Genomic DNA, 23,200 nt, shown 5'->3' on the forward strand with positions numbered 1-23,200 from the left:
AATTTTTTGAGCCATGGATAAAGCTATAGTTCTATTTTCCCGAGCAAAGCAGGGAGGTGGGTTACTATGTGTAAAATTGTCTACTTAGTGCCTGTCCGAAAACTCTAACCCCTTGAAAACCAAAGCCTGAAGCCAAATATACCTTCAAAAGATTTCTCAAAATCAGGCAGTTTTCAAATTTATGCGTCAATCCATCAATCCACAAATGCAGCTGGGCGAAGTCGATATCTCGGCGGTCACTTTCAACCCAAAGTCCAGAGACGACATTCCACGTCTGTTACGGGGTTTACAGCACATTTATGTTAACCCGGAACTCCGGCAACAGGTGTTTGATGTGCTTGAAACCATGATTCCCTCGTCCCGGAACAACGGCCGTCCGGGGATGAGTTTATGGAACATCCTCGTCTTTGGTGTGCTAAGGCTGGTGACAAACTGTGATTATGACCGGCTTCAGGAGCTGGCAAACGAGCATGGCTCTTTACGGAAAATGCTTGGTCACGGACCTTACTGCACGCATACCTATCACATCCAGACACTTCAGGATAACATTAGCTTGTTCACGCCAGAGATACTGGATCAGGTAAATCTCCTGGTTGTCGCGGCAGGTCATGAGCTCGTAAAAAAAAAGAAGAATCGCTATGTGGCCGTGCCGATTCGTTCGTCGTAAAAACCGATATCCACTTTCCAACAGATATCAGTTTATTGAGCGACGCATGCCGTAAAGTAGTGGAGTTTGCAAACGCTCTCGCTCAGCAATATCAACTTGCTGGATGGCAACAACACGAATACCTGAAAAAACAGAACCGAAAGCACTATAACACCGCCCGTAACCTGAAGCATTCAACCACTAACTGTGAGATCAGGAAGAGCCAGCGCCAGCATGATATTGAGATGGCTCATCTCGAGTACATAAAATACAGTCTCAGGATCATCCATAAAGCGGAAGACACCCTGCTTGAAGTGACCAATCTGCATGCGGCTGAACCCAAGCTGGAGGATCTCAACTATTATATTGCGCACGGAAAGCATCAGGTTCAACTGATTTACCGCAGGGTTATTCAACAGGAAGTGATTCCCCATTGTGAAAAAGTGTTTTCAATCTTTGAACCCCACACCGAATGGATCAGTAAAGGAAAAGCCGGTGTTCCGGTTGAACTGGGGCTACGGGTTTGTGTTCTGCAGGATCAGTTCGGTTTTACCCTCCACCACCTTGTCATGGAAAAGCAAACAGACGACCAGGTGACTGTACCGATAGCAGAAGGCGCAAAGAAACGTTTTCCTGCACTGAATCAAGTCAGTTATGACAAAGGATTCTGGAGCCCGACCAACCTTGAGCAGCTAGACGACATTTTGGAACTGCCTGTTCTGCCCAAAAAAGGGAAGCTCTCTGCCAAGGATAAAGAACGTGAATGCGCTCCGGAGTTTATCAGAGCAAAGAGAAAGCACTCGGCCGTTGAATCAGACATTAATGCGCTGGAATCGAATGGTCTCGACAAGTGTCCGGATAAAGGGCTGGATGCTTTTAAGCGATATGTTGCCCTTGCGGTTGTTGCCGGTAATCTGAAGCGCCTTGGAACGCTGCTGCTTGAACGGGATAGGCAATAATCTAGACCTGAAAGCAATAAGGACAGTTTTTTACGATCATGCGAGTCAGTCATGAGGATTCTGCATGTGTGTTGGAACCGAAAATAGACTATTTAATAAACAAATGTGTAAAAATCCAGGCTCTGGTTTCGGGCGCTGTACAAAATCTAACTGATGGTAGCTGTGTGGTAAAACTCACCACTAAATTTGATGGGTTTTCTGACAGGCACTACTTATTGTAGAAAATCAAAAAACTCAGTTTAGTTGGTGTGACTTTCGCATTCGAATCCGATGTTTGAGAAAGGCTGGTCGATTGACCACACCTTCTTATCAAATGCTGTCGGATGGAGTACTAGGCTCTGTTGACGTTTCGTTGCGAGGCTCCGTGAGTCAGAAAAACGTCAACAGACCTTGGGAGGCTACCAAAAACCATTGATAGCGAAGTGTATTGATCGATGGGCAAGTAAGACAAAAAATTAAGGCGCTTGAATTTCACGTTCACCAATGGCGGTAGAAAATTCGGTAATCTCTTTAAAGATCAGATACTTTTTTTTCTTTGATGATGTCCGGGTCTTTCTGGGGGATTCGGAAAAGCACGGAACAACATTTTGATCAGGGTCAAGGGCTGTTTTTGTGGCGGCAGGGATGTACCAGTATAAAAATTGCTTGCGCTTGGCGTAATAAATCACAGCAAGACCTCCAGAGAACTCGGCACAAAGCTTGTGCTTCGTACAGTTAGTCCTCTGGATTCATATAAAGTTCAACTTATTTCTTTCTGGCTACTCGAATCTGATCGTAAGCGCCTTGAATTTCCTGAGTTTTTTCTTTGGCGACTTCCATCATTTCTTCCGGTAGGCCCTTGGCCACCAGTTTGTCCGGATGATGTTCACTCATCAGTTTTCGATAGGCACGTTTTACTTCGCTATCTGAAGCGTTTTCGGAAACGCCAAGCACGTCATAGGCCTGTTTCAGGCTCATTCCAGAAGGGTGCTGTGCGCTGCCGGACTGATAGCTTCTCTGCTGGTAATATTCCCGTTGAGCAATAAAACGACGGTGTATCTGATCAAAGGCGAAGCTTCCCACGCCGAGAATCGCGCAAACCTGTCTGAATACCGCCTGTTCAGAAGGGCTAAGGCTGCCATCGGCGTAGGCCGCCGCTAACTGAATTTCCAAAAACATGGGGATCAGTGTGTTTGCCCCCGCCACCTGCCGGAAGTCTTGCAGCGCGCCTTCGATATCAGAAGAGGGTTTCTTGCCCTCATTAAATAGCTCAATGGCCATTTGCCGCTGAGATTCCGAGAGCCGCATATTGTTCATAATGGCTTGAGCAGCTTCTATTTCGTATTCACTGACTCGCCCATCGGCTTTGACGATTCGCCCCATCACTAAAAAGGTGGCGCGGAAAAAAGCCGTTTGCGCTTTCTGGCGGTAAGCTGCGGATGCGCCAAATCTGGATGGGCCGCCCTGTCCACCCAGTATATTTTTGCTGATCCAAGAGCCAACGAATGCGCCCAGAATGGCACCAAAGGGGCCGCCGGTCATAAAACCGATCAGTGCTCCGATGAGTATTACGGTCATGAAGTCCTGCTCTAACTGGGATAGTTTCAGCTTCGGCGTTGTTGAAGGTAATCTTCCAGTGCTTTAAGGCGCACAATCGACCCAACATCAGCCCAGAAACCATCATGGTATTGTCCACTTACCTTGCTCTGTTTCATGGCTTCAATCAGCAATGGTGCCAGGGCAAGGGTTTCACCGGCACGGTAGCCAGCGAATAATCGGGGAGACAGTACACTAACGCCGCTGAATGTGAAAGCCTTGGCGTCTGGGGTGTCTGCTTTATGGGACACTTGTCCATCCTTTAGACAGAAATCGCCATCCGGGTGGAAGTCTGGGTTTGCGACCAGAACCAGATGTGCAAGCATGCCTTCGGGCAGAGTAAGGCTGCTTACTTCAATATCGGTGTAGATATCACCGTTGAGCACCAGAAAAGGGGTGTTGTCATCCGAGTTTTCAGTTAGTAAAGGGAGCGCATTCAGTATGCCGCCTGCCGTTTCAAGCGGTTCCTGTTCCGCAGAGTAAGTAATGTTGACGCCCCATTGAGAGCCATCTCCGAGGGCTTCTTCCACTTTCTCCCCAAGCCAGCTGTGATTGATGATCAGATCATTCAAGCCCGCTTTGGCCAAACGTTGGATGTGATAAGTGATCAGAGGTTGACCCGCCACCTGCACCAGTGGCTTGGGAATGGTCAGGGTAATCGGTCTTAAACGCTTGCCGTAACCGGCGGCAAGAATCATCGCTTTCATATGTCGACACCTTCAGAAAGTCGGCCCATCTGCTCTTGTAAAATGGGCTTAACATTATTTTCCAGCCAGATTCCATGGCGCTGCAGTTGTGGGTACTTCCGGCAGCAGTCCAGAACATAGTTTAGTGTTCCGGGAAGGTTATTAAGATAGTCGGGTTTTTTGTCTCTGAGGCAAAGTCGTGAAAAAATTCCCAGGCATTTGAGGTGGCGTTGCAAACCGGTAAGATCAAACCAGGTAATGATCTGGTGTTCGTCTACACTCGAAAGCTCAGGATGCTTTTCCACAAAGCCTTTCAACCACTGATGTGTTTTGTCTTCAGGCCAACAGACGTAGCAATCTTTAAGAAGGGATACTGCGTCGTATAAGAGCGGTCCGTTTAATGCTCCCTGAAAATCAATAACGCCGACGGTGTTTTCCGGTGTCAGCATCAGGTTGCGGGAATGGTAGTCCCGGTGAACAGTGCCTTGAGGTTGGCTGGTGAATGCTAATGTCAGTTCATCAAACAGGGAGGACAGTTGTTCTTTCAGTTCAGCGTTTTGAGTGTCCAGCCCGAGTAGTTCACCTAGAAACCATTGTGGATAAAGAGACAGCTCAAAGCGAATCAGTGTTTCGTCGTAAGGCGGAAGGATATCAACTGGCTGTTGTTGAATAGTCAGCAAAATATCAAGCAGTTGAGGGTAAAACTGGTCTTCGGCACCACCGTGAAGCAATGATTGCAGTGGCTCATCGCCAAAATCTTCCTGAAGCATAAAACCATGGTCATAATCGACGGCATAGACTTCCGGCACATTGATGCCACCTTTTTTCCAGCAGCGATCAATCTTGACGAACGCCCGGGTGTCTTCCGTTTCTGGGGGTGCATCTACGGCAACGATGGTTTGATGAGGTGTTTGCAGTCGGTAGTATTTTCGGAATCCGGCGTCACTGCCAATGGGTCGGAGTGGCAAGTGTTCCCCGTTGGGCGGAACCATGGGAGCGTCGAAAAAGACAGTCGGCTTTTTGTCAGCCAGAAAGGGTTTTTCGTTACTGGCTAAAACCGAGGTAACCCAGCGGGTTAACTGTTCCCGGCGCAATGATTCTGAATGAGATTGTCGGGAGCTCGATATCTTGGTGGCCAACGGTTGGCTTCCTGTAAAGCACGATGAATAAGAACTTCAAGGTTATCACAGGGAATACGTAATAGAACTGCATTTCCTGCGCAAATGCATATAGAATGCTCCGATTAAGACTGTTTTCCCGGGATTAACTAGCTCATGGATATGCATTATTTACCGTTTACTCCCAAGACGCTTACGCTCGCAGTTGCAGCCAGTATGCTGGCTTCGGGTGCCGGTGCAATGGAGTCGGGAGCAAGTGACTGGCGTTGTCAAACCTTAGCCAATGGTCAATGGCTCTGTGCCCCCGGAGATGGCAGTGCACCGTTGAAATCCATGAGCGGTTATAAAACAAAAGCCGTTGTTGCTGCGCGTGCTCCGGCAGAAAGTCAGCAGGTTGCGGTAGAAGTCGTCCCTGCTGCTTCGGGTCAGGGTTATGCATTAAAAGCACTGTTGGATTGGCAGCCTATCAGCCAATTGTCGTCTGAGCAGAAGGCAAAGGAACCGTTCTATAGTTGTGGCGCGTATATTGAGCCTGAGCGCCCTGGCAAGAATTTCTCCGGTGATAATAATCAGCAAACCATGTTGGTTGAGTCGGATGAATCCAGTTATGGCCAGAATGATATAGCCAACTTTAAAGGCAACGTTGTCGTACGCCAGGGCAGTCGGCAGTTTGAAAGTGAAACCGCTTCTCTGGATCGCAATACCAGTTATGGGCAGTTCGAAGGCAATGTTCGCTTCCGGGATAAAGGTGTGTTGCTGGTTGGTGAAAAAGGTGACCTGAATACGGAAACCGGTCGCGCTTCGATCGAAGATACGGCCTATGTTCTGCACAGTCAGGGTTCCCGTGGTAATGCAACGCACCTGCTGCGCAATGAAGACGACACCATGGAACTGACCGATGCCACCTACACTACCTGCCCTCCGGGCGACAATGGTTGGTTGTTATCTGGCAGCAAAGTTAAGCTGGATATGGAAGAGGGTCAGGGTGTTGCCAAGCATGCAGTGCTGAGAATTCAGAGTTTGCCGGTACTGTATACACCATGGATTTCTTTCCCCATTGATGACCGTCGTAAAACCGGTTTTCTGTACCCTACCTTCTCTCAGGGCAGCGATAACGGGTTTGATTTCTCCATTCCCTATTACATCAACATGGCGCCTAATTTCGATGCCACGGTTACACCTCGTTATATGGCCAAACGTGGCACCATGCTGGAAAATGAATTCCGCTATTTGCTGGAAGGTGAAACCCTTGGTCGCAATGAGGGCGAGCTTGGTATTGCTGGCCTGTTGAACAAAGATGAGCTGAAAGACGACAACCCTTATTACGATAAACAACGCTGGTTACTTAACTACCGTCATCTGGCGAACTTTACGCCGAGATGGCAGGCCGAGATTGATTATGCCAAAGCCAGCGATAAAAACTATCTGGATGATTTTAGTACTGACCTTAACTTGTCTGCCAATGCACCACTGAACCAGCGCATCGGTACCCGTTATCTGGGTGGTAATATTGACCACAGCTGGCAGTTGAGTGTGGATGCTCACCAGTATCAAAATATGGGACGTACGTCAGATGACCCTTATAACAAACTGCCACAGGTTAAGTTGGATGGTAGTTGGTTTGCGGGTGATAATTTCAATCTGAGTTATGTGGCGGATTACACTAAGTTTAGCCGAGATAAAGACTGGAATTACGTTAAAGAAATTGATGTCACTGACCCGAATAAACACAAAGAGAGTGTTTATGATGAAGGCTTTGGTATAAAGCGTGCCACTGGCGAGCGCATGTACCTTGAAAGTGGTGTCAGCTTTCCAATAGAGCGGGCATACGGTTTTATTCGTCCAACAGTCAAAGTGCAGCATGTTCAATACAAGCTGAGTGATTTGGATGAAACTCAGGTGTTGGATAATTTTAAGCTGGCCTACCCTGAATTTAATGGATCTGATTATACGGACTCTCCAAAAACAACGGTTCCCGTATTTAGTCTTGATAGTGGGTTGTATTTTGATCGTATGACCACTATTGGTGGCACCGCGTTTACAAACACCCTCGAGCCCAGATTGAAATATCTCTACTCACCTTATGAAAAAGGTCAAGAGATGAATCCTGTGTTTGATACAGCGCTGATGGGTTTCAACTATAACTCGCTCTGGCGTGATAGCCGCTTCTCCGGCTACGACAGGCTGGGTGATGCAAATCAGTTGTCTCTGGGTATTTCTACCCGCCTGATTGAAGACGATGGCTTTGAGCGTTTCCGTTTTGGTGTCGGACAGATTGTTTATTTCAAGGATAGGCAGCTGTGGATCAGCCCTAATACTGATGTACGTACAGCAAATGATGACGATGATCGCGATATCGATCCGGGCGATGAAACCAGACGACTGCAAGAGGATATGAAGGAATCTACTTCACCATTTGCATCCGAAATGGTCTACAACATGACCCGCACCATGAGTCTACGACAAGATCTCATGTGGGATACGAACAACAATAAAATGGACAACTACGGTCTGTACTATCAGTACAAGCCAAGTGACAGACAAGTCTTCAATGCAGGGTATCGTTATCTGAATCAGGCTGATCGTTATGTTAAAGGCACTGACGATAATAATATTCCAATCGGAACAGCGCCTGATGGTTCGACGATATATCAAACCACAAACAACAACCTGAGCATTACAGACCTGTCTCTCGCCTTGCCAATATCCAACAACTGGTCGGCCATGGGACGTTGGCAACATGATTTGACCAACAGCAGGAACCTTGAGTTACTGTCCGGAGTCGAATATAACAGTTGCTGTTATCAGGTGCGCCTGTTCTGGAGAAAGTGGATCGATGATGATAACAATATCGACTTTCCGGAATACAAAAAGGGTATTATGCTGCAGTTTGTCCTGAGAGGGCTTGGTGATCTTAGCGGCAGTGGCACCAAAGAATTGCTTCAAGGTATTAAAGGTTATGGGGACGAGAAGTAAATGATGAAGGGATTGAAACGTATTGCTCTGGCATCCCTGTGCGTACTGTCTATGGGAAGTACGGCTATTTCTGCGCAGGCTGATTCCGTTGAACTTGATCGCGTTGAGCTTGATCGAATAGTTGCCAAAGTCGATCAGGACGTAATCATGAAAAGTGAGCTGGATGCCCGGATGGACGCTGTCCGCCGGCAGCTGGCTGCCAAAAATATTACCCTGCCACCAGAAGATGTGCTGCAAAAGCAGGTGCTTGAACAACTGGTTCTGGAAAATATCCAGATTCAAATGGGCAAACGGGGCGGTATTCATATTGATGACTGGTCTCTGAATGATGCGATTGCCCGAATTGCAGAAAGAAACCAGCTGACACTGCAAGAGTTTAAGGAGAATCTTGAGCGTGATGGTGTGCCGTTCAGCCAGGCTCGCGAAGAAATTCGCAAAGAGATGATTCTGAACCGTGTGCGCCAGCGTCAGATTGCCCAGCGAGTGCAAATCAGTGAGCAGGAAATTGATAACTTTCTGAATTCACCGGAAGGCCTTTCCCAAACGCAAACGGAATACCGTTTAGGACACATCCTGATTGCGACACCGGATAACCCATCCCCGGAGCAGGTTCAGGCAGCTGAGAAACAAGCCAGCGAATTGGCCAAACTGCTGCAGAATGGCGGTGATTTTCAGGCGCTGGCTATCGCTAACTCTCAAGGGCAGAACGCTCTGGAGGGTGGTGATCTAGGTTGGAAAAAAGCCAATCAACTGCCAACCCTGTTTGCCGAGCAGGCTTTAAAACTGGACAGAGGTGAGACATCCGCACCCGTTCGTAGCCCCGCTGGTTTCCATATCTTCAAGCTGATGGATACCCGAGGCCAGAAAGTAATTGTTCAAGATCAGATTCATGTGCGACATATTCTGATCAAGCCCAATGAGATTCGCAGCAATCTGGAAGCTCAGAAGCTGATCGAGAAAATCTACGATCGGGTAAACGCCGGTGAAGATTTTGGCGCGTTAGCCAAGGTGTATTCGGATGATACGGCGTCGGCTCTGAACGGTGGCGATATGGATTGGGTTGATCCAAATACATTGGTGCCAGAATTTAAAACCGTGATGAATCTGATTCCGCAAAATCAGGTCAGTGAGCCGTTCCGCACTACCTACGGTTGGCACATTCTCGAAGTAATGGGTAAGCGTAAATCCGATATCAGTAATCAGGTTCGTCGTAACCAGGTGCGAGAGCTGCTGGGTAATCGCAAGTTCGAAGAAGAGTTGCAGGTTTGGTTGCGCGAAATTCGTGATCAGGCGTACGTGGAATCCCAGCTCTGATATGACGGACTCTCTTCCTTCAAAAACGCGCAATATTCCTCGGCTGGTGATTACCGCCGGGGAGCCTGCAGGCATTGGTCCAGACCTTTGCCTGCTGCTTGCCACTCAGAATCCAGAGTTTTCCAGATCAGTCCAGCTGGTGATTGCGGCTGATCCAGAGCTGTTATCCCAGCGAGCTGAACAGCTTGGCCTCCCGGTAACATTAAAGACGTTTGATCCGGAAAATGTACAGCCATCAGCAGCGAATACTTTACTAATTGCACCGGTGACTATGGGCGCATTATCTCAGGCTGGCGTTCTCAATCCTGTCAACAGTCAATATGTTCTGGATATGCTCACTCTGGCAGTTGAAGGCTGTGTCAGTGGTTTATTTGACGGTATGGTGACGGGGCCGGTCAGTAAAGAAGTGATTAATGATGCTGGCGTACCTTTTAGTGGGCATACCGAATTTCTTGCTGAAAAAACGGCAACAGAAAAAGTAGTGATGATGCTGGCAACCGGAGGTTTGCGAGTTGCGCTGGCAACCACGCATCTGCCTTTGAAAGATGTATCTTCAGCCATAACGCCAGATTCACTGACAAAAGTGATTCGAATTCTGAACCATGATCTTCAAACAAAGTTTGGCATCGCTTCGCCTAAGATTCTGGTGTGTGGACTAAACCCCCATGCCGGTGAAGGTGGTCATCTAGGCTCAGAAGAAATCGATACCATTATTCCGGTGCTGGAAACGCTTCGGGCAGAAGGTATGAATCTGACCGGCCCACTGCCTGCAGATACGTTGTTTAATCCTGTGCATCTCGAAAAAGCCGATGCCGTTCTGGCCATGTATCATGATCAGGGTTTGCCGGTGTTGAAATACAAAGGTTTTGGCAATTCGGTCAATATCACCCTTGGGTTGCCCATTGTCCGCACCTCTGTGGATCACGGCACGGCTCTAGACCTCGCTGGCTCTGGCAGGGCAAATCCGGGTAGCCTTTACACCGCCATCAACTCCGCCCTTGAGATGATTGGCTAGAAAAAATCCACGCCGACCGTTAATATCCTCCAATTCGAATCAATCGCCATAGGGTTCGCGCTATGGTCGGTTTCATCACCAGATGAGCAATAGTTTCATGTCTCAATCAGCTGTTCCGTATCACAAAGCTCGCAAACGTTTCGGTCAGAACTTTCTTCATGACCCAGGCGTGATCGGTGAGATTATTGCGTCTATCAGCCCAAGAAAGGGTCAGCATTTGGTAGAAATTGGCCCGGGGCAGGGTGCATTGACCGCCGATGTTCTGGAAAGAGCCGGTGAGTTGGATGTGGTCGAGCTGGATCGCGACTTGATTCCAACCTTGTTACTTCGCTTTGGCTTGAATGATCAGTTCAGAATCCATGAAGCGGATGCGCTCAAATTTGATTTTGCCAGCCTGAAAACCAATGAGCGCCTGCTGCGTATTATTGGTAACTTGCCTTATAACATTTCTACACCGTTGATTTTCCACTTATTAAGCTTTGAAAGCTTGATTGACGACATGCACTTCATGCTGCAGAAAGAAGTGGTGCAGCGTCTGGCAGCACAGCCGGGTGAGAAGCATTATGGTCGGTTGGGCATTATGACGCAGTATTACTGTCGGGTGGATTATTTGTTCACTGTCGGCCCTGGCGCTTTCAAACCGGCACCGAAGGTAGATTCTGCTATTGTGCGCATGACGCCTCACCGTGAATTGCCACACCCTTGCAAAAGTGTTGAGAAGCTGGAAGTGGTTGTGCGTGATGCCTTTGGTCAGCGCCGTAAAACCATTCGAAACACCTTGAAAGCGCACGTAAAGGTTGAGGAGTTGGAAAGTCTGAATATTGACCCTTCTGCCCGACCTGAAGTGCTGACACTTGCCGACTTCGTTCGAATTGCCGATTATTTGGTTGAACGATAAGCCGCGGGAACAAACAATGGCGACATACGCAGTAGGCGACATTCAAGGCTGTTACGATCCACTCATGCGCTTGTTGGATGAGCTGGCCTTTGACCCGGAGCAAGATAAACTCTGGGTGGCCGGTGATATGGTCAATCGAGGGCCGGATTCGCTCTCGACGCTGCGCTATTTGAGGTCTCTTGGCGATCGGTGTGTGGCGGTTCTTGGCAATCATGACTTTCATCTGCTGGCTATAGCCAGCGGAATCCGCAACCCTCGGCTAAAAGATACCCTTGATGAGGTGCTGGAAGCGCCGGATGCAGATGAATTGATTCATTGGCTGCGCCATCGTCCAGTCCTGCATCACAGTAAAAAGCGCCAGATCACCATGGTGCATGCAGGAATTCCTCCGGTGTGGAGCATTGAGCAGGCGCAAAAAGAAGCTCGCCGATTAGAAGACGCCTTGCGCTCGGATGATTATGTCTATTGGCTAAAGAAAATCTTCAAGCCCAGCAAACCTCGCCCGTGGGACGACGAATACAAGCGCAAACGCAAAATCCGCATGACCGCAGCCTACCTGACGCAAATGCGCTTTTGCGATGCACAGGGTGTGCTGGACATGGAAAGTAAAGGTACAAAAGCTCAGAAGGGCTTTGCGCCTTGGTTCAGCTTTCCGAAGAGCCCTTCTTATAATGAGCAAATCATTTTTGGACACTGGGCATCCCTGGAAGGGGAAACAAAAAGAGTAAATATTCACGCCATTGATACAGGCTGCGTGTGGGGGAAAACACTGACTGCCCTGAATATTGACACCTTTGAACGTATAGAGGTGGGTGGCTAATGGCTCGGTGGGTTTGACCGAAGTAGTTATAATTGCAGAAAAAGTGGATCAGATCAGTATTTGGGATTCTCTCGATAGGATCCGAAGATAAGTCACTTTATAATCGTCAACGAAGATAATAGCTATGGATCGCGCATAATATGGCCGCAAAACAATCCAAATCAGTAACGTTTGTCTGGCAGGGTAAAGATAAGTCTGGCCGGAAAGTAAACGGGGAGATGCAGAGCACTAGTATTGCACTGGTCAAAGCTGAGCTTCGTAAGCAAGGCATAAACGCCACCAAAGTCACTAAAAAAGGGATGTCGCTCTCTTTTGGCGGCAAGGGGAAAATCACCCCGATGGATATTGCCCTGTTTACCCGACAGCTGGCGACCATGATGAAAGCGGGTGTGCCACTGCTTCAGGCCTTTGACATCACAGCGGAAGGTGTCGAAAAAGAAGCGTTAAGGGATCTGATTGTCAAAATTAAAAATGAGGTCGCCAGTGGTAGCACACTCGCAGACTCATTAAGCAAACAGCCAGAATATTTTGATGATCTTTATTGCAGCCTGGTCGGTTCTGGTGAGCAGTCCGGTGCATTGGAAACTCTGCTTGATCGTATCGCCACCTATAAAGAAAAAACAGAGGCACTCAAGGCAAAAATCAAAAAGGCCATGAACTACCCGATTGCGGTTGTGGTGATTGCCATGATCGTAACCGTCATTCTGCTAGTAAAAGTGGTTCCGCAGTTTGAGGAAGTATTCCAGGGCTTTGGTGCGGAGCTCCCCGCCTTTACACAGATGGTTATTGGGCTCTCTGAATTCGTTCAGGCCTATTGGTTTATTGCTTTGGGTGGGATTATTGCGTCTATCTTTATCCTCAAGAAAGTGCTGGCAAAATCACAGAAGGCAAGGGATACCAAGGATCGTTTCGTTCTGAAGCTGCCAATTGTCGGCGAGATTCTGGATAAATCAGCAGTGGCGCGTTTTGCCAGAACCCTTGCAACCACATTTGCGGCTGGTGTGCCGCTAGTCGATGCGTTGGACTCTGTTGCCGGTGCAGCGGGTAATGTCGTCTATTCCGATGCCACGAAAAGAATCAAAGAAGATGTATCTACGGGGCAGCAATTACAGTTTGCGATGAAGAGCTCCGGTATTTTCCCCTCCATGGCGATTCAGATGGTATCCATCGGTGAAGAATCCGGCGCTCTGGATGAAATGTTGGATAAAGTAGCAACGTTCTATGAGACAGAAGTGGATAACATGGTAGATGGCCTGACCAGTTTAATGGAGCCGATCATTATGTCGGTTCTGGGTGTTTTGGTAGGTGGTTTGATCATCGCCATGTACTTGCCGATCTTCCAGTTGGGAGCGGTTGTTTAACGAACCTCCTGTTAAGTTGCATTAAAGCTATTTACAGTTGCAATTAATTGTTTACAGTTGCGCTAAAGTGTTTACATATAGGTAAATATACTATACCCTGTGCTTTCTGATCAAAAAATGAGCATAAAGGCAGGGTAATGGAGACAAAACGCAAGGACGTGACTAAGGAAGATGTTGAGCGCTGGACGGCCCTGTGGGAAAAGCACTGGGAGTCCGGTGACTATAAACCTTGGCATGAAGTTCAGGAAGTTCCGTCCCAGGGGCGTTCCAGAAAGATCACCGGAGTTAAGTCCGGTCGAACACATCACCTGCTTTCCGATGCTGAATACTACGTCTTCCTGCTACTGGAATATGAAGGCTCGGTCATTGAAATTTACGAGCAGTTCCCCCTTATGCCTCTAAGTAAAACCGTCCAGATTGCCAGCGAAAGAGGGTTGAAACCCCCAAAATACCGGCACAGGACTATAAAGGATGAGAGTACTGAAAAGCGGGCACCTCTCCCAAATAAAATAATGAGTACTGATTTTCTGGTGAAGGTTGATCGGAATGGAGAGGAAGTGTGGGTTGCCATTCCAGTCAAGACGAAATCTGGCATTGATGCATCTACCGATAAAAACAAAAGTGTACTGCAGAAGCTTGAAGTTGAAAGGCAGTACTGGCTCGATCGGGGAGTGGAGTGCAAATGCATGGTGAAAGAGGATATAAATAAAGATCTGATATTCAACTTGAAATGGTTTTAAGTAGTTGATCATTTGAAATCATATAAACTGACTAACCGATCAATCAATCAGTTAATCCATTACGAGCCGGCTCAGGAATTTTGAACTACTGTTTCCTCATAGTTTCCACCTGTACGATCATCATGAAATCGGTTTCCAACATAACTGATCCAGCTATCATCACTACACTGCAACAGGCTTCGCGCCTTGGTCCTACTCCGTATTTGAGAGAACGAGCTCATGCTGTATTGCTAAGCCACCGTGGGTATACTCTTGAGCAAATAGCTGATGTATTCAGCACTCAATATCAGACCATCTCTAACTGGATAGACCAGTGGGAAGATTTTGGCATTCGTGGCTTGTATAAAAGCCATGGCGGTGGTGTCCCTCTAACCTTCAACCCTGAAGAAGTCGCTCGCTTCAAGGAGCTGGTAAAAAATGAACCACGTCGTATAAGACACGCCAAAGCAGTACTTTAAGAAGAAACCCAAAAAAAAACTTCGCTGCCCACGCTGAGACGCATGGCTAACAGCCTTGGCATGGTTTACAAACGAGTTCGACGTTCATGCAGTCACAAGCGAGATCAAGAGCACTTTGATAGTTGCCACAAGGCTCTTAGTGAAGCAAAAGARGCAGAAGACAACGGCCTTATTAATCTTTTTTACTTCGATGAATCTGGATTTTCACAAGAACCTTCAGTGCCCTACGCCTGGCAGCCGAGGGGAGAGCAACTTCGAATTCCCTCCGTCAAGAGTAAACGTATCAACGTACTTGGGTTTATGAACCGGAGCAACGACCTGTTCTGTTATCCCGTTATTGGAATGGTTAATAGCCAGACAGTGATTAACGTATTCAATGACTTTGCGGAGCAAATGGCCGCTCCCAAGTACAGTTCTGGTGACCGTTACACGGTGGTAATGGTTGATAACGCCAGTATCCACACGAGTCGGTTATTCCGAGAGGAGCTGGCCGACTGGGCGATCGAAAAGAAGATACTTGTCTGCTATCTGCCAACCTACTCCCCAGAACTGAACTTGATAGAAATGCTATGGCAAAAGGTGAAGTATGAATGGTTGAATCTCTTTGAGGTCATGGACTTTAAGGCGTTTGAAGCAGAAGTCATACGAGTGTTTGAGCAGGTCGGTCAGGAATATATGATTTCATTTGGTTAACTACTTATGACGATGCGCTTCTTGATGGGCAGTTGCAAGAAAACAAGGATCTTTGGAAAGAAACGTTTTTATCAGAAGTAGATGGTTGTAGCTCAACTATCACCTTGAAAGAGGTGATTGACGCCGTATCACTCGAATTGAATATGCAAAGTGAACAGTCAGTCAAAATCTTCAGGCATCTGATGTGGCACAAAGAGCTGAAAGCCGATGTATCCAAAAAAATATTGTTAACAACAAAGGTGGGCAAAATTGAATTTGATTTATCACGCTCAGCTGTAGTTGATTAGATTGTCCAAGCTGTGCAGGCGTAGTGGTAGTTGGATACCTATTATTGGTGATTGCCTAAATTGAATGAGAGAAACTGGATGGAAGAGTAGTCATTCTTCCCCTAGAGGGTGTTAATGAATATCGGGAATAAGCTGAATCCGGTCTCTGAGGATAGCGTTTTAGCTGAGTCGTACATCATTATAAGAATCAATGACATCAGTAATAAATTGTTCTTAATAAATGCAGAAGGAAAGCCCCGTAAACCAATCTGCTTTGCTTATGACGAAATAAAGAAAGAAATAGCCAACAAGTTGATTCATATTGCCAGTGTGAGTTATAGCTATTACTCACTTCAGGATGATGCGGATATCAAAGATGACTGGAAAGCAGTTCGTGATAAACGATGGGAGATAATCAAGCCGCTTGTATCCGAGCAAAAAGATCTGGATATGTTTTTAGAGTATGAAAAAAGCTCTCCTGTGATCGGTAACAGGTCGAGGGAAGCGGGGGTGTCCAGGCCGAGTATTTATAAATTTATTTATATGTACTTACAGGGAGGGCTGAGAAGGAATGCACTGTTACCGGATTACCATAAAGTTGGGCATGGCCACCACGCCATTAAAAAGGTGGGGCCTCCCCGGAAAGACAAGGCTACAGGCTTTGTTATGACGGATGAGTGCAAGGAGCTGATTAAAAAATCTTTGAAGGACTATTACTACAGTAAAGATGAGCCCGGTATCAAAGATACCTATGATTACCTGTGTGACAATTATTATTCTGATGAAGTATTCGACGAGAAAGAAGAAATTTATGTAAAAGTTCATTGGGGCGACAATCGCAAGCCCAGTATTCATCAATTCAGACGATGGGCTAAAGCCTTCATAGACCCTGTGGCAGCAAGCAAAAAAAGGCTGGGACGATCCAAGCACGATAAAGATAAAAGACCATTGAATTCATCCTCAGATTTGTTTGTCAGGGGGCCAGGAGAATTATACGAAATAGATGCCACGGTGGGTGATATCTATCTGGTGAGTGAGTTTGATAGATCACGAAAAACACTTATTGGCCGGCCTGTCATCTATATGGTTACTGATGTTTATAGCAGGGCGATAGTCGGGATGTATGTAGGGCTTGAGGGGCCATCCTGGGACGGTGCGAGAGCCGCACTATACAATACCTTTAGTGATAAAGTTGAGTATTGCAAAGGGTTCGATTTGCAGATAGCTCACGAGGAGTGGCCTATGAATTGCCTATGTACTGGCTTGTTAGCCGATAGAGGAGAGATTATTAGCAAGCAAGCAGAGGTGATCCTGGATAGTATTGGTGTGAAGCATCTAGCATTTACCAGTCCGTATCGAGGAGATTTAAAAGGGCTTGTCGAAAAGCACTTCGACATTATTAACGACCTTGTTATTCAGTATCTACCGGGAAGCACGGTTAAGATAAAGCGTGAGCGTGGTGCTCGAAAGCCTGAACTTGATGGGATGTTGACACTGAAAGAGCTTACGAAGTTGATAGCACTTGAGGTCGTTGAGCACAATTCCAGCAAAGTAAAGAACGTTGTCGGTGATATTGAAAGAGCCAGAGATAAGGTAATAGAGACACCGTCCAATCTTTGGGATTGGGGGATGAAATACGGCATGGGAGCAGCGAATACGATTGAGGCGGATGCTTTGTATCTCGGCCTGTTACCAAAAGATGATGCCAAGGTGAGAGGAGACGGTATTTATTATAAAGGCTTAAGGTATCACTCGGAATCTGGTTTTATCCAGCAGCAAATGTCTTTGTCTCGGATGCGAAAAAAAAGGCTGCCGATACAGATTAAGTACACTCGTTCAACAACAAATTATATCTGGTTTATCCATCCTGAGGATAAATCCATAAACATATGTTACCTCAATGATACCATGGAGAAGTACAGAAACCTTGATCATGATGAGCTTCTTGATCAGCAAGAAAGAGAAAGCGCCACCTTAAAAACGGCGAACAAAAAAAGAGAAAAAGGCTTGGCGAGAACGCGTGCTGTTAGAATGGCTATGATTGACGCGGCCAAAAAAGAGAAAAAAGGAAAAGGCAGAAATAAAACAGACGACATTAAAGCCAGCAGAGCTAAAGAAAAGCTCCATGAAAGAAGAGCCGATGCTAAAAAAGCAGAAAAAGCCAGCGGTATTGATTCCGATAAAAGTGCACCTACTGAGAAACCTGAGAGAAAGAAGAAAAGCCAGGAAAACGATACTGTTGACCTGATTAACCAATTATTAGGAGAGGATGATGAGTAATGACTGACTATCATAAAATCGGTATCCCTGAGTATGATGGAAATCCTCTTATAGAAGCCCTGCCTGAGTATAAAGGCAGAACTGAAGTGATTACTGCAGCATTGAAAAAGCCACTTTTTTCAAAAGACGAGGTGTACCACAATGAATTGCAACGAGACAGGTATACGGAGAGGCTTGATTCCTGCATTATACCCAACACAAAGTTCTACAAGACGTATAAAAAAATTTATAAGTTATTGTTGAAATCCTATAAACACAGAAATCCGATTGATGTAGCAACATCGCAGCTGATTAACCATGTAGCCAGTGAAGGCCGGTCAGCGCCTTATCCCGCAAGCCTCGAAGAAATTACTGCACCATCCCTGTTTCTCACCGGGCTTAGTGGTATGGGGAAGACCTATATGGTTGAGTCCATACTTAAATTATTTTTTGATCAGGTGATACCGCATAAGAAATATAACGGGAAAGCCTTGAATTTTCAGCAGCTCGTTTATGTGAAGTTTAATGTGCCATCGGATGGCTCAAGACGAACGCTGTGCTTGAATTTCTTCAGGGCGGTTGATAGTGCGATTGGAACGAATTATGCCCCGGGGAATCAGCTAAAAACCCTCAATATTGCTGATTTGGAAATCAATATGAAAAAAGTGTGCCTTATGCACCATATTGGTTTGATTGTCATTGATGAGCTTCAGAATCTATCGCTTGTCAAATCTGGCGGTATTGATCAGGCAATGGCATTTTTTGAAAGTCTGTCTAATGAGGTCAAAGTATCGCTGTTATATATTGGCACCTACGATACGTACGATATCTATTCCGAGAAATTTCGAACGGCCAGAAGAATGGCTCAAGAAGGAATGATAGATCTTGCACAGCCTGACATGGATGACCAGGTCTGGAACCAGTTGGTAGAGGTTCTCTGGCGATATCAATGGGTTTCATCTCCAGTGGCCATGACGGAAGAGATTAAGAAGCTACTCTATGATCTGACTCAAGGGGTGACCTTTTGCACGGTTTCCTTGCTGAAATTTGCCAATGTTCGGGCTATTGAGGATGATGAAGACTCGATCACGGCAGACATTATTCATCAGGCATACAAAGAAGAGTTTAAGCTGTTTATGCCTGCGCTTGACGCTCTGAGGGAGAAAAATTACGCCGCTTATGATGATCTGATGCCATTGGCTATCCGGAGAATACTTAAATCTAATCAGAAGTATTCGCTGGCAGGTGCTCATAGTGTTAAGAACACCCCAGACGAAGATTCAGCTTTGGATGAAGTGCTTGAAACAACGGTAACGGCAAGGGCTAACAATGATAAGTCTGACGGTGCCGATGATGCATCGATAGATGAAATTCAAGGCAAAAAACGAAGAAATGAATCCGCTAAAGATGTGTATGACCGGCTAGACTCCAGCGGTTTCTTTGCGGTAGATACCGAGTGGGTCACAAGTGATTGATGTAGGGTTACTACCCAATGAAACCATTTATAGCTTGATGGCCAGGCTAAAGCTTCTGACGATCCATAAACATTCCGATGACTTTTACCAGGCTCTGTTAGATTGTTGCTACACACAAACCTGTGGCGTCAGCACGTATCGCTTGAATGCAATAGCGGAGCAGTTAGGTATGAGTCTCGTGGAGCTCCTCCACAATCATACAGGCTATGGTTACTACACACATTTTATGAGTGTCGATCATCGTCGAATGCTGAAGCAGGCGCTGGCCAGTAATCAGCCCAGTGCTTTGGAAAGTCTTGCCGGAACCGTCACCAGTCGTCTGGGGATAAAGTTATATCAGGCATTTTGCCCGCATTGTGCTGAGCAGGCTGTTAAGCGGTACGGTATTTCCTACTGGCATCATTTTCATGAATTACCAGGCATTACGGCTTGTTACCTCCATGGTGTTAAGTTGATCCGCTCACCAATGATGCCAAAGCATCTCACCCTGCCCGACATTCAACAGTCCAGAGTGATAGAAGCATCAAAGCAAGAAATTCTATTTGCTGAGCTTTCAGCCGAGTTGCTGATACCAAAAGCCAGCTCAGATAACCATAATGCAGTCACTGGCGCTTATAGAAGCAGGCTTAAACGTGGCGGCTATGTAACCTCGAAAGGAATGATACGCTCTACAAAGCTACTGGATGATATTGGAGCGTTCTGGGGAGGTTTGCTTTCATTAACAGCCTTTCAGAACTTAAGAACAGATGGAAGAAAACACAATTTCGTCCGGGATTTATTACGGGGTGGCAACAAAAGAACACACCCTGTAAAGCATATTCTGCTCAGTGGCTTTCTGGATTCGTTACATCAGAGGCAGAATACGGAAAAAGACCGCCCGGCCACGGTTGCCAATAATGCAGGGGATAAAGAGCAGGCCATTACGCTTCTCAGACAGGGAGAGTCTTTAAGAGGTGCGGCAAAACAATCTGGCGTGTCGTACTACAGTATTCGTAAAATTGCCTATGAGTTTGAGATCCCAATCAACGGTAAAGGGTTGAAAATATCGGCAGAAAAAGAGGCTGAAGTACTCGGCCTCTTGAATAGTGAGTTGTCGATGAAAAAAATTGCTGAACTGGCAGGTATGTCGGAAAGTGGGGTTGACCACATACTGCAGGCTCACCCGGCCATCCGAGAAAAACGGAGGCAGGCGAAAAAGCATAACAAAGAGAGTAAGAGGGAGTTGTATCGTCAGAAATCTCTGGAAATCATCGCTGCAAATCCGAAGCTTCATAGAAAAGCACTGTTTGATCAATTCAATGAGGTCTTTGTCTGGCTGAAAAACAACGATAGCCAATGGCTTTATCGGCAGCTACCAGCGCCACAGACGGCAGAAAAAGCTCAGGGTTATAGGCATAGAGCGCAGGAGACGATGCGGCTGAAGAAGCAGCAGTCGGCGATCAATCAGTTAAGGAGTTTTGCGAGAAAATTATTAAGTCAGCCACCTGCTCAGAGAATCTCAAGTGCTTTTATACTGAGATCACTGAAAGTGAGGAATACACCAGTACATATCCGAAAGCGAATGCCGTTGTTCTGGGAGCAGTTAAGCAGAGTTGCGGAAAGCCATGAAGAATACCAGCTACGAAAACTTCAAACCCTTTATGATCGACATCCGGAGTATTTTAAAGTCTATTCAGTGAGGCGTCTTCTCAAACTTGCCAAATCTTTTCCTGCAGTGTCAGACAACGTCACCGAAGCGACTGTAAACCTGCGGTTAGGGGAGGTTTGTAGTCAGCGCTCCATGAAGCATCTCTTGATCATCGGTAAAGAGGTAGAACCTTCTAATCCAGTGGTTATGTTCAATGTATGTTCAAATGACTCATCATATCATCCTCTATCTATTGTTGAGAGGCGGGCAAGTGTCGCTCTGGGTGGTGCAGTTAGGATTATCAGTTTGTGAAATAGCCATAAACTATCCTGTTAACACACCAAATCTTCGTCGTGTATTTTGAACTAATAAGAGTATGCCATTTTATTCCGTCTCATCTTCCCTGTTCTTCAGTCATGCCGTGAAATAAAAATGGCCAATCCAAACAAGGAAAAAAATCAAAACTGTATTCAGCGGTATACAACCACTGCTAAAGAACAGGAGAGCCTCCAGAGCAGGCAGTCAACAGCGTACTACCGAGCCTTCTTGGATATTATCTAACACGAATTCTTTGGAGAGCATTAAGTCGATTTGGGTACAAACCTCTATTCCAGTTGGAAAGAGGCTTCCTGATCTCAGGCGAATATAGGCGTTAATGCACCGGGCTCATCGTGAAACTGCATTTTATGCAGTTTCGCATAATGCTGACCGTTAGCCAGTAGCTCCCTATGTGTTCCCCGTTCAATAATCTGACCTTGTTCTAACACCAGAATACAATCCGCATTCTCAATGGTGGAAAGCCGATGAGCGATCACCAAGGTAGTTCTACCTTTCATGACTTCATTCAGGGCTGCCTGAATATGGCGCTCTGATTCGGTGTCCAGTGCAGAAGTTGCTTCATCCAGAATCAAAATAGGGGCATCTTTCAACATAGCCCGGGCAATAGCCAAACGTTGCCTCTGTCCGCCGGAAAGTAAAACACCATCTTCACCCACCATGGTATGAATACCATTGGTCATCCCTTTGATAAACTCCATTGCGTGGGCGGCTTCCGCGGCCCGGCGAATATCGACATCACTGGCGGTTTCACTCAGTGCTCCGTAAGCAATATTTCGAGCAACGGTATCGTTAAAGAGAGTAATGTTCTGGGAAACCAGGGCAGTCTGACTGCGGAGGTTTTTCAGCTCAAAATCGTTCAATGGCGTGCCATCGATGAGAATATCGCCTTCGGTGTGATTATAGAAACGAGGGATCAGGCTGGCCAGAGTGCTTTTGCCAGAGCCAGAACGACCTACCAATGCATAGGTTTTGCCGGCTTCAACAGTGAAACAAATATCTTTAAGTGCAGGAGAAGATGAGCCAGGATAGGTAAAGCAAACATTCTTAAACTCAATACGACCTTTCACTCTATCGCAGGTATACAGGCCAGTGTTGGCCTCCGGTACTTCATCCACCATAGCAAAAATACTTTCAGCTGCTGCAATGCCTTTCTGAATACTGGCATTCACCTCGCTGAGCTGTCGAATGGGTTTGGGCAGCAGAGCGGCTGCGGTAACATAGCCAACCAGTGCCGCAGTGGTGGCATCGCCTTTTGCCCATAACACCATAAAGAGCAACAATGCTAACGCGATGGAAATAATAAACTGTAATACAGGGGTTTGGATCGCACTTGCTTTGTAGAGCCTTAAACTCTGGCGCACGTTTGTGGCACTGGCTGACTCAAAGCGTTTACTCTCATAATCTTCGCCACCAAAACCACGAACTTCGCGATAGCCATTGATGGTTTCAGAGGTGACCTGGGTCAGATCGCCAATCGAGTGTTGAATCTTACGGCTGAATCTTCGGAAGCGATTGCTGGCATAAGAAACCACCAGAGCTATTACCGGCAGGGCGGCAATAAAAATCAGGGTCATCTTCCAATTGGTATAAAACAGAAAGCTCAGCAGAAAAATAACGGTCAACCCTTCGCGTACCACTATCTTAATGGCACTGGTGGCGGCGGATGTGACTTGGGTGACGTTGTACGTTAACCGGGCAATCAGATGGCCTGAATTATTATTATCAAAATACGCATTGGGCAGAGTAATTAAGCTATCAAACATGGCAACTCTCAAATCATGGATCACACTGCTCGACACTTTATCGATGTAGAAGCTGCCAAGGTATGAGCCAATACCGCGAACCACAGAAATAAAGACCATTATGCCGGGGATAAGTACTAAACCAAAACTCATTTGAAACATACGGTTCTAAATGAGCAGATAAATTGATCCAAAGCATGAAACGAAAAACGATTCAAGACGTATAATTACAG

Annotated in this window: 18 protein-coding genes and 1 pseudogene; 14 read left to right on the forward strand and 5 right to left on the reverse strand. The window is 46.5% G+C overall.

Features of this window, described 5'->3' with window-relative positions; genetic code table 11:
* The first annotated feature begins 181 nt into the window (after positions 1-181).
* Positions 182-1,605, forward strand: a protein-coding gene (locus AKL11_RS00385) for an ISNCY family transposase (protein ID WP_425387574.1) whose coding sequence is annotated in 2 segments (ribosomal slippage) — positions 182-611 and positions 611-1,605 — 1,425 coding nt in all. Because the reading frame shifts where the segments join, the coding sequence is not laid out codon by codon here.
* 455 nt (positions 1,606-2,060) lie between these two features.
* Here the strand turns inward: AKL11_RS00385 and AKL11_RS00390 are convergent.
* The 4 genes from AKL11_RS00390 to AKL11_RS00405 all read right to left on the reverse strand — a co-directional run bounded on the left by AKL11_RS00390 (position 2,061) and on the right by AKL11_RS00405 (position 5,005).
* Entirely contained in the window at positions 2,061-2,273 is a 213-nt protein-coding gene (locus AKL11_RS00390; RefSeq protein WP_067514487.1) for a hypothetical protein, read from the reverse strand.
* Between the two features lie 76 nt (positions 2,274-2,349).
* Positions 2,350-3,162, reverse strand: coding sequence for a co-chaperone DjlA (gene djlA, locus AKL11_RS00395; protein ID WP_067514488.1), 813 nt, complete (start codon positions 3,160-3,162; stop codon positions 2,350-2,352).
* Positions 3,163-3,188: 26 nt separating this feature from the next.
* On the reverse strand, positions 3,189-3,887 hold the full coding sequence (gene murU / locus AKL11_RS00400) for an N-acetylmuramate alpha-1-phosphate uridylyltransferase MurU (RefSeq protein WP_067514490.1): 699 nt from the start codon (positions 3,885-3,887) through the stop codon (positions 3,189-3,191).
* Positions 3,884-5,005, reverse strand: coding sequence for an aminoglycoside phosphotransferase family protein (locus AKL11_RS00405; protein ID WP_095210053.1), 1,122 nt, complete (start codon positions 5,003-5,005; stop codon positions 3,884-3,886). The genes murU and AKL11_RS00405 overlap by 4 nt, the downstream gene beginning before the upstream one ends.
* Positions 5,006-5,140: 135 nt before the next feature.
* On the opposite strand from AKL11_RS00405, the gene AKL11_RS00410 reads away from it, so the two are divergent.
* The 13 genes and pseudogenes from AKL11_RS00410 (at position 5,141) to AKL11_RS00470 (ending at position 21,198) form a co-directional block, all read left to right on the forward strand.
* Positions 5,141-7,960: an LPS-assembly protein LptD gene (locus tag AKL11_RS00410; protein WP_067514491.1), complete on the forward strand. Its 2,820-nt coding sequence runs from the start codon at positions 5,141-5,143 to the stop codon at positions 7,958-7,960.
* Positions 7,961-9,274 carry a peptidylprolyl isomerase gene (locus tag AKL11_RS00415; RefSeq protein ID WP_067514492.1) on the forward strand — a complete coding sequence of 438 codons (1,314 nt, stop codon included), beginning with the start codon at positions 7,961-7,963 and terminating at the stop codon, positions 9,272-9,274. It abuts the gene before it with no gap.
* Position 9,275: 1 nt separating this feature from the next.
* Positions 9,276-10,289 (forward strand): 4-hydroxythreonine-4-phosphate dehydrogenase PdxA, encoded by a 1,014-nt coding sequence (gene pdxA, locus AKL11_RS00420; RefSeq protein WP_067514493.1) that lies wholly within the window; start codon positions 9,276-9,278, stop codon positions 10,287-10,289.
* 97 nt (positions 10,290-10,386) lie between these two features.
* Positions 10,387-11,187 (forward strand): 16S rRNA (adenine(1518)-N(6)/adenine(1519)-N(6))-dimethyltransferase RsmA, encoded by an 801-nt coding sequence (gene rsmA, locus AKL11_RS00425; RefSeq protein WP_067514494.1) that lies wholly within the window; start codon positions 10,387-10,389, stop codon positions 11,185-11,187.
* Positions 11,188-11,203: 16 nt separating this feature from the next.
* Positions 11,204-12,007 carry a symmetrical bis(5'-nucleosyl)-tetraphosphatase gene (locus AKL11_RS00430; protein WP_067514496.1) on the forward strand — a complete coding sequence of 268 codons (804 nt, stop codon included), beginning with the start codon at positions 11,204-11,206 and terminating at the stop codon, positions 12,005-12,007.
* Between the two features lie 140 nt (positions 12,008-12,147).
* Positions 12,148-13,368, forward strand: coding sequence for a type II secretion system F family protein (locus tag AKL11_RS00435; protein ID WP_067514497.1), 1,221 nt, complete (start codon positions 12,148-12,150; stop codon positions 13,366-13,368).
* A 137-nt stretch (positions 13,369-13,505) separates the two neighbouring features.
* On the forward strand, positions 13,506-14,108 hold the full coding sequence (locus AKL11_RS00440; protein WP_067514498.1) for a TnsA endonuclease N-terminal domain-containing protein: 603 nt from the start codon (positions 13,506-13,508) through the stop codon (positions 14,106-14,108).
* Between the two features lie 122 nt (positions 14,109-14,230).
* Positions 14,231-14,566, forward strand: a complete 336-nt coding sequence (locus tag AKL11_RS00445; protein WP_067514500.1) for a helix-turn-helix domain-containing protein — start codon at positions 14,231-14,233, stop codon at positions 14,564-14,566.
* A 12-nt stretch (positions 14,567-14,578) separates the two neighbouring features.
* A pseudogene (locus tag AKL11_RS00450) lies at positions 14,579-15,259 on the forward strand (IS630 family transposase); the annotation flags it as partial.
* Between the two features lie 32 nt (positions 15,260-15,291).
* Entirely contained in the window at positions 15,292-15,546 is a 255-nt protein-coding gene (locus AKL11_RS00455; protein WP_067514501.1) for a TnsA endonuclease C-terminal domain-containing protein, read from the forward strand.
* 114 nt (positions 15,547-15,660) lie between these two features.
* Positions 15,661-17,805, forward strand: a complete 2,145-nt coding sequence (locus tag AKL11_RS00460; RefSeq protein WP_067514503.1) for a TnsB C-terminal domain-containing protein — start codon at positions 15,661-15,663, stop codon at positions 17,803-17,805.
* Positions 17,805-19,259: an ATP-binding protein gene (locus AKL11_RS00465; RefSeq protein WP_067514507.1), complete on the forward strand. Its 1,455-nt coding sequence runs from the start codon at positions 17,805-17,807 to the stop codon at positions 19,257-19,259. Before AKL11_RS00460 ends, AKL11_RS00465 begins: the two co-directional genes overlap by 1 nt.
* The gene (locus AKL11_RS00470) at positions 19,252-21,198 is read left to right on the forward strand and encodes a TnsD family Tn7-like transposition protein (RefSeq protein ID WP_067514509.1); all 1,947 of its coding nucleotides are present in this window, start codon (positions 19,252-19,254) and stop codon (positions 21,196-21,198) included. Before AKL11_RS00465 ends, AKL11_RS00470 begins: the two co-directional genes overlap by 8 nt.
* 323 nt (positions 21,199-21,521) lie before the next feature.
* Here the strand turns inward: AKL11_RS00470 and msbA are convergent, their stop codons facing one another.
* Entirely contained in the window at positions 21,522-23,120 is a 1,599-nt protein-coding gene (gene msbA / locus AKL11_RS00475; protein WP_253705152.1) for a lipid A export permease/ATP-binding protein MsbA, read from the reverse strand.
* Between the last annotated feature and the right edge of the window lie 80 nt (positions 23,121-23,200).

This window comes from Endozoicomonas ascidiicola (assembly GCF_001646945.1).
GTDB classification, from domain to species: domain Bacteria; phylum Pseudomonadota; class Gammaproteobacteria; order Pseudomonadales; family Endozoicomonadaceae; genus Endozoicomonas; species Endozoicomonas ascidiicola.

What these genes read in the sequence shown, in the direction of transcription:
- djlA (WP_067514488.1), bottom strand. Translation starts at nt 3,162, where the DNA reads ATGACCGTAATACTCATCGGAGCACTGATCGGTTTTATGACCGGCGGC.
- murU (WP_067514490.1), bottom strand. Translation starts at nt 3,887, where the DNA reads ATGAAAGCGATGATTCTTGCCGCCGGTTACGGCAAGCGTTTAAGACCG.
- AKL11_RS00410 (WP_067514491.1), top strand. Translation starts at nt 5,141, where the DNA reads ATGGATATGCATTATTTACCGTTTACTCCCAAGACGCTTACGCTCGCA.
- AKL11_RS00415 (WP_067514492.1), top strand. Translation starts at nt 7,961, where the DNA reads ATGATGAAGGGATTGAAACGTATTGCTCTGGCATCCCTGTGCGTACTG.
- pdxA (WP_067514493.1), top strand. Translation starts at nt 9,276, where the DNA reads ATGACGGACTCTCTTCCTTCAAAAACGCGCAATATTCCTCGGCTGGTG.
- rsmA (WP_067514494.1), top strand. Translation starts at nt 10,387, where the DNA reads ATGTCTCAATCAGCTGTTCCGTATCACAAAGCTCGCAAACGTTTCGGT.
- AKL11_RS00430 (WP_067514496.1), top strand. Translation starts at nt 11,204, where the DNA reads ATGGCGACATACGCAGTAGGCGACATTCAAGGCTGTTACGATCCACTC.
- AKL11_RS00435 (WP_067514497.1), top strand. Translation starts at nt 12,148, where the DNA reads ATGGCCGCAAAACAATCCAAATCAGTAACGTTTGTCTGGCAGGGTAAA.
- AKL11_RS00440 (WP_067514498.1), top strand. Translation starts at nt 13,506, where the DNA reads ATGGAGACAAAACGCAAGGACGTGACTAAGGAAGATGTTGAGCGCTGG.
- AKL11_RS00445 (WP_067514500.1), top strand. Translation starts at nt 14,231, where the DNA reads ATGAAATCGGTTTCCAACATAACTGATCCAGCTATCATCACTACACTG.
- AKL11_RS00460 (WP_067514503.1), top strand. Translation starts at nt 15,661, where the DNA reads ATGAATATCGGGAATAAGCTGAATCCGGTCTCTGAGGATAGCGTTTTA.
- AKL11_RS00465 (WP_067514507.1), top strand. Translation starts at nt 17,805, where the DNA reads ATGACTGACTATCATAAAATCGGTATCCCTGAGTATGATGGAAATCCT.
- msbA (WP_253705152.1), bottom strand. Translation starts at nt 23,120, where the DNA reads ATGAGTTTTGGTTTAGTACTTATCCCCGGCATAATGGTCTTTATTTCT.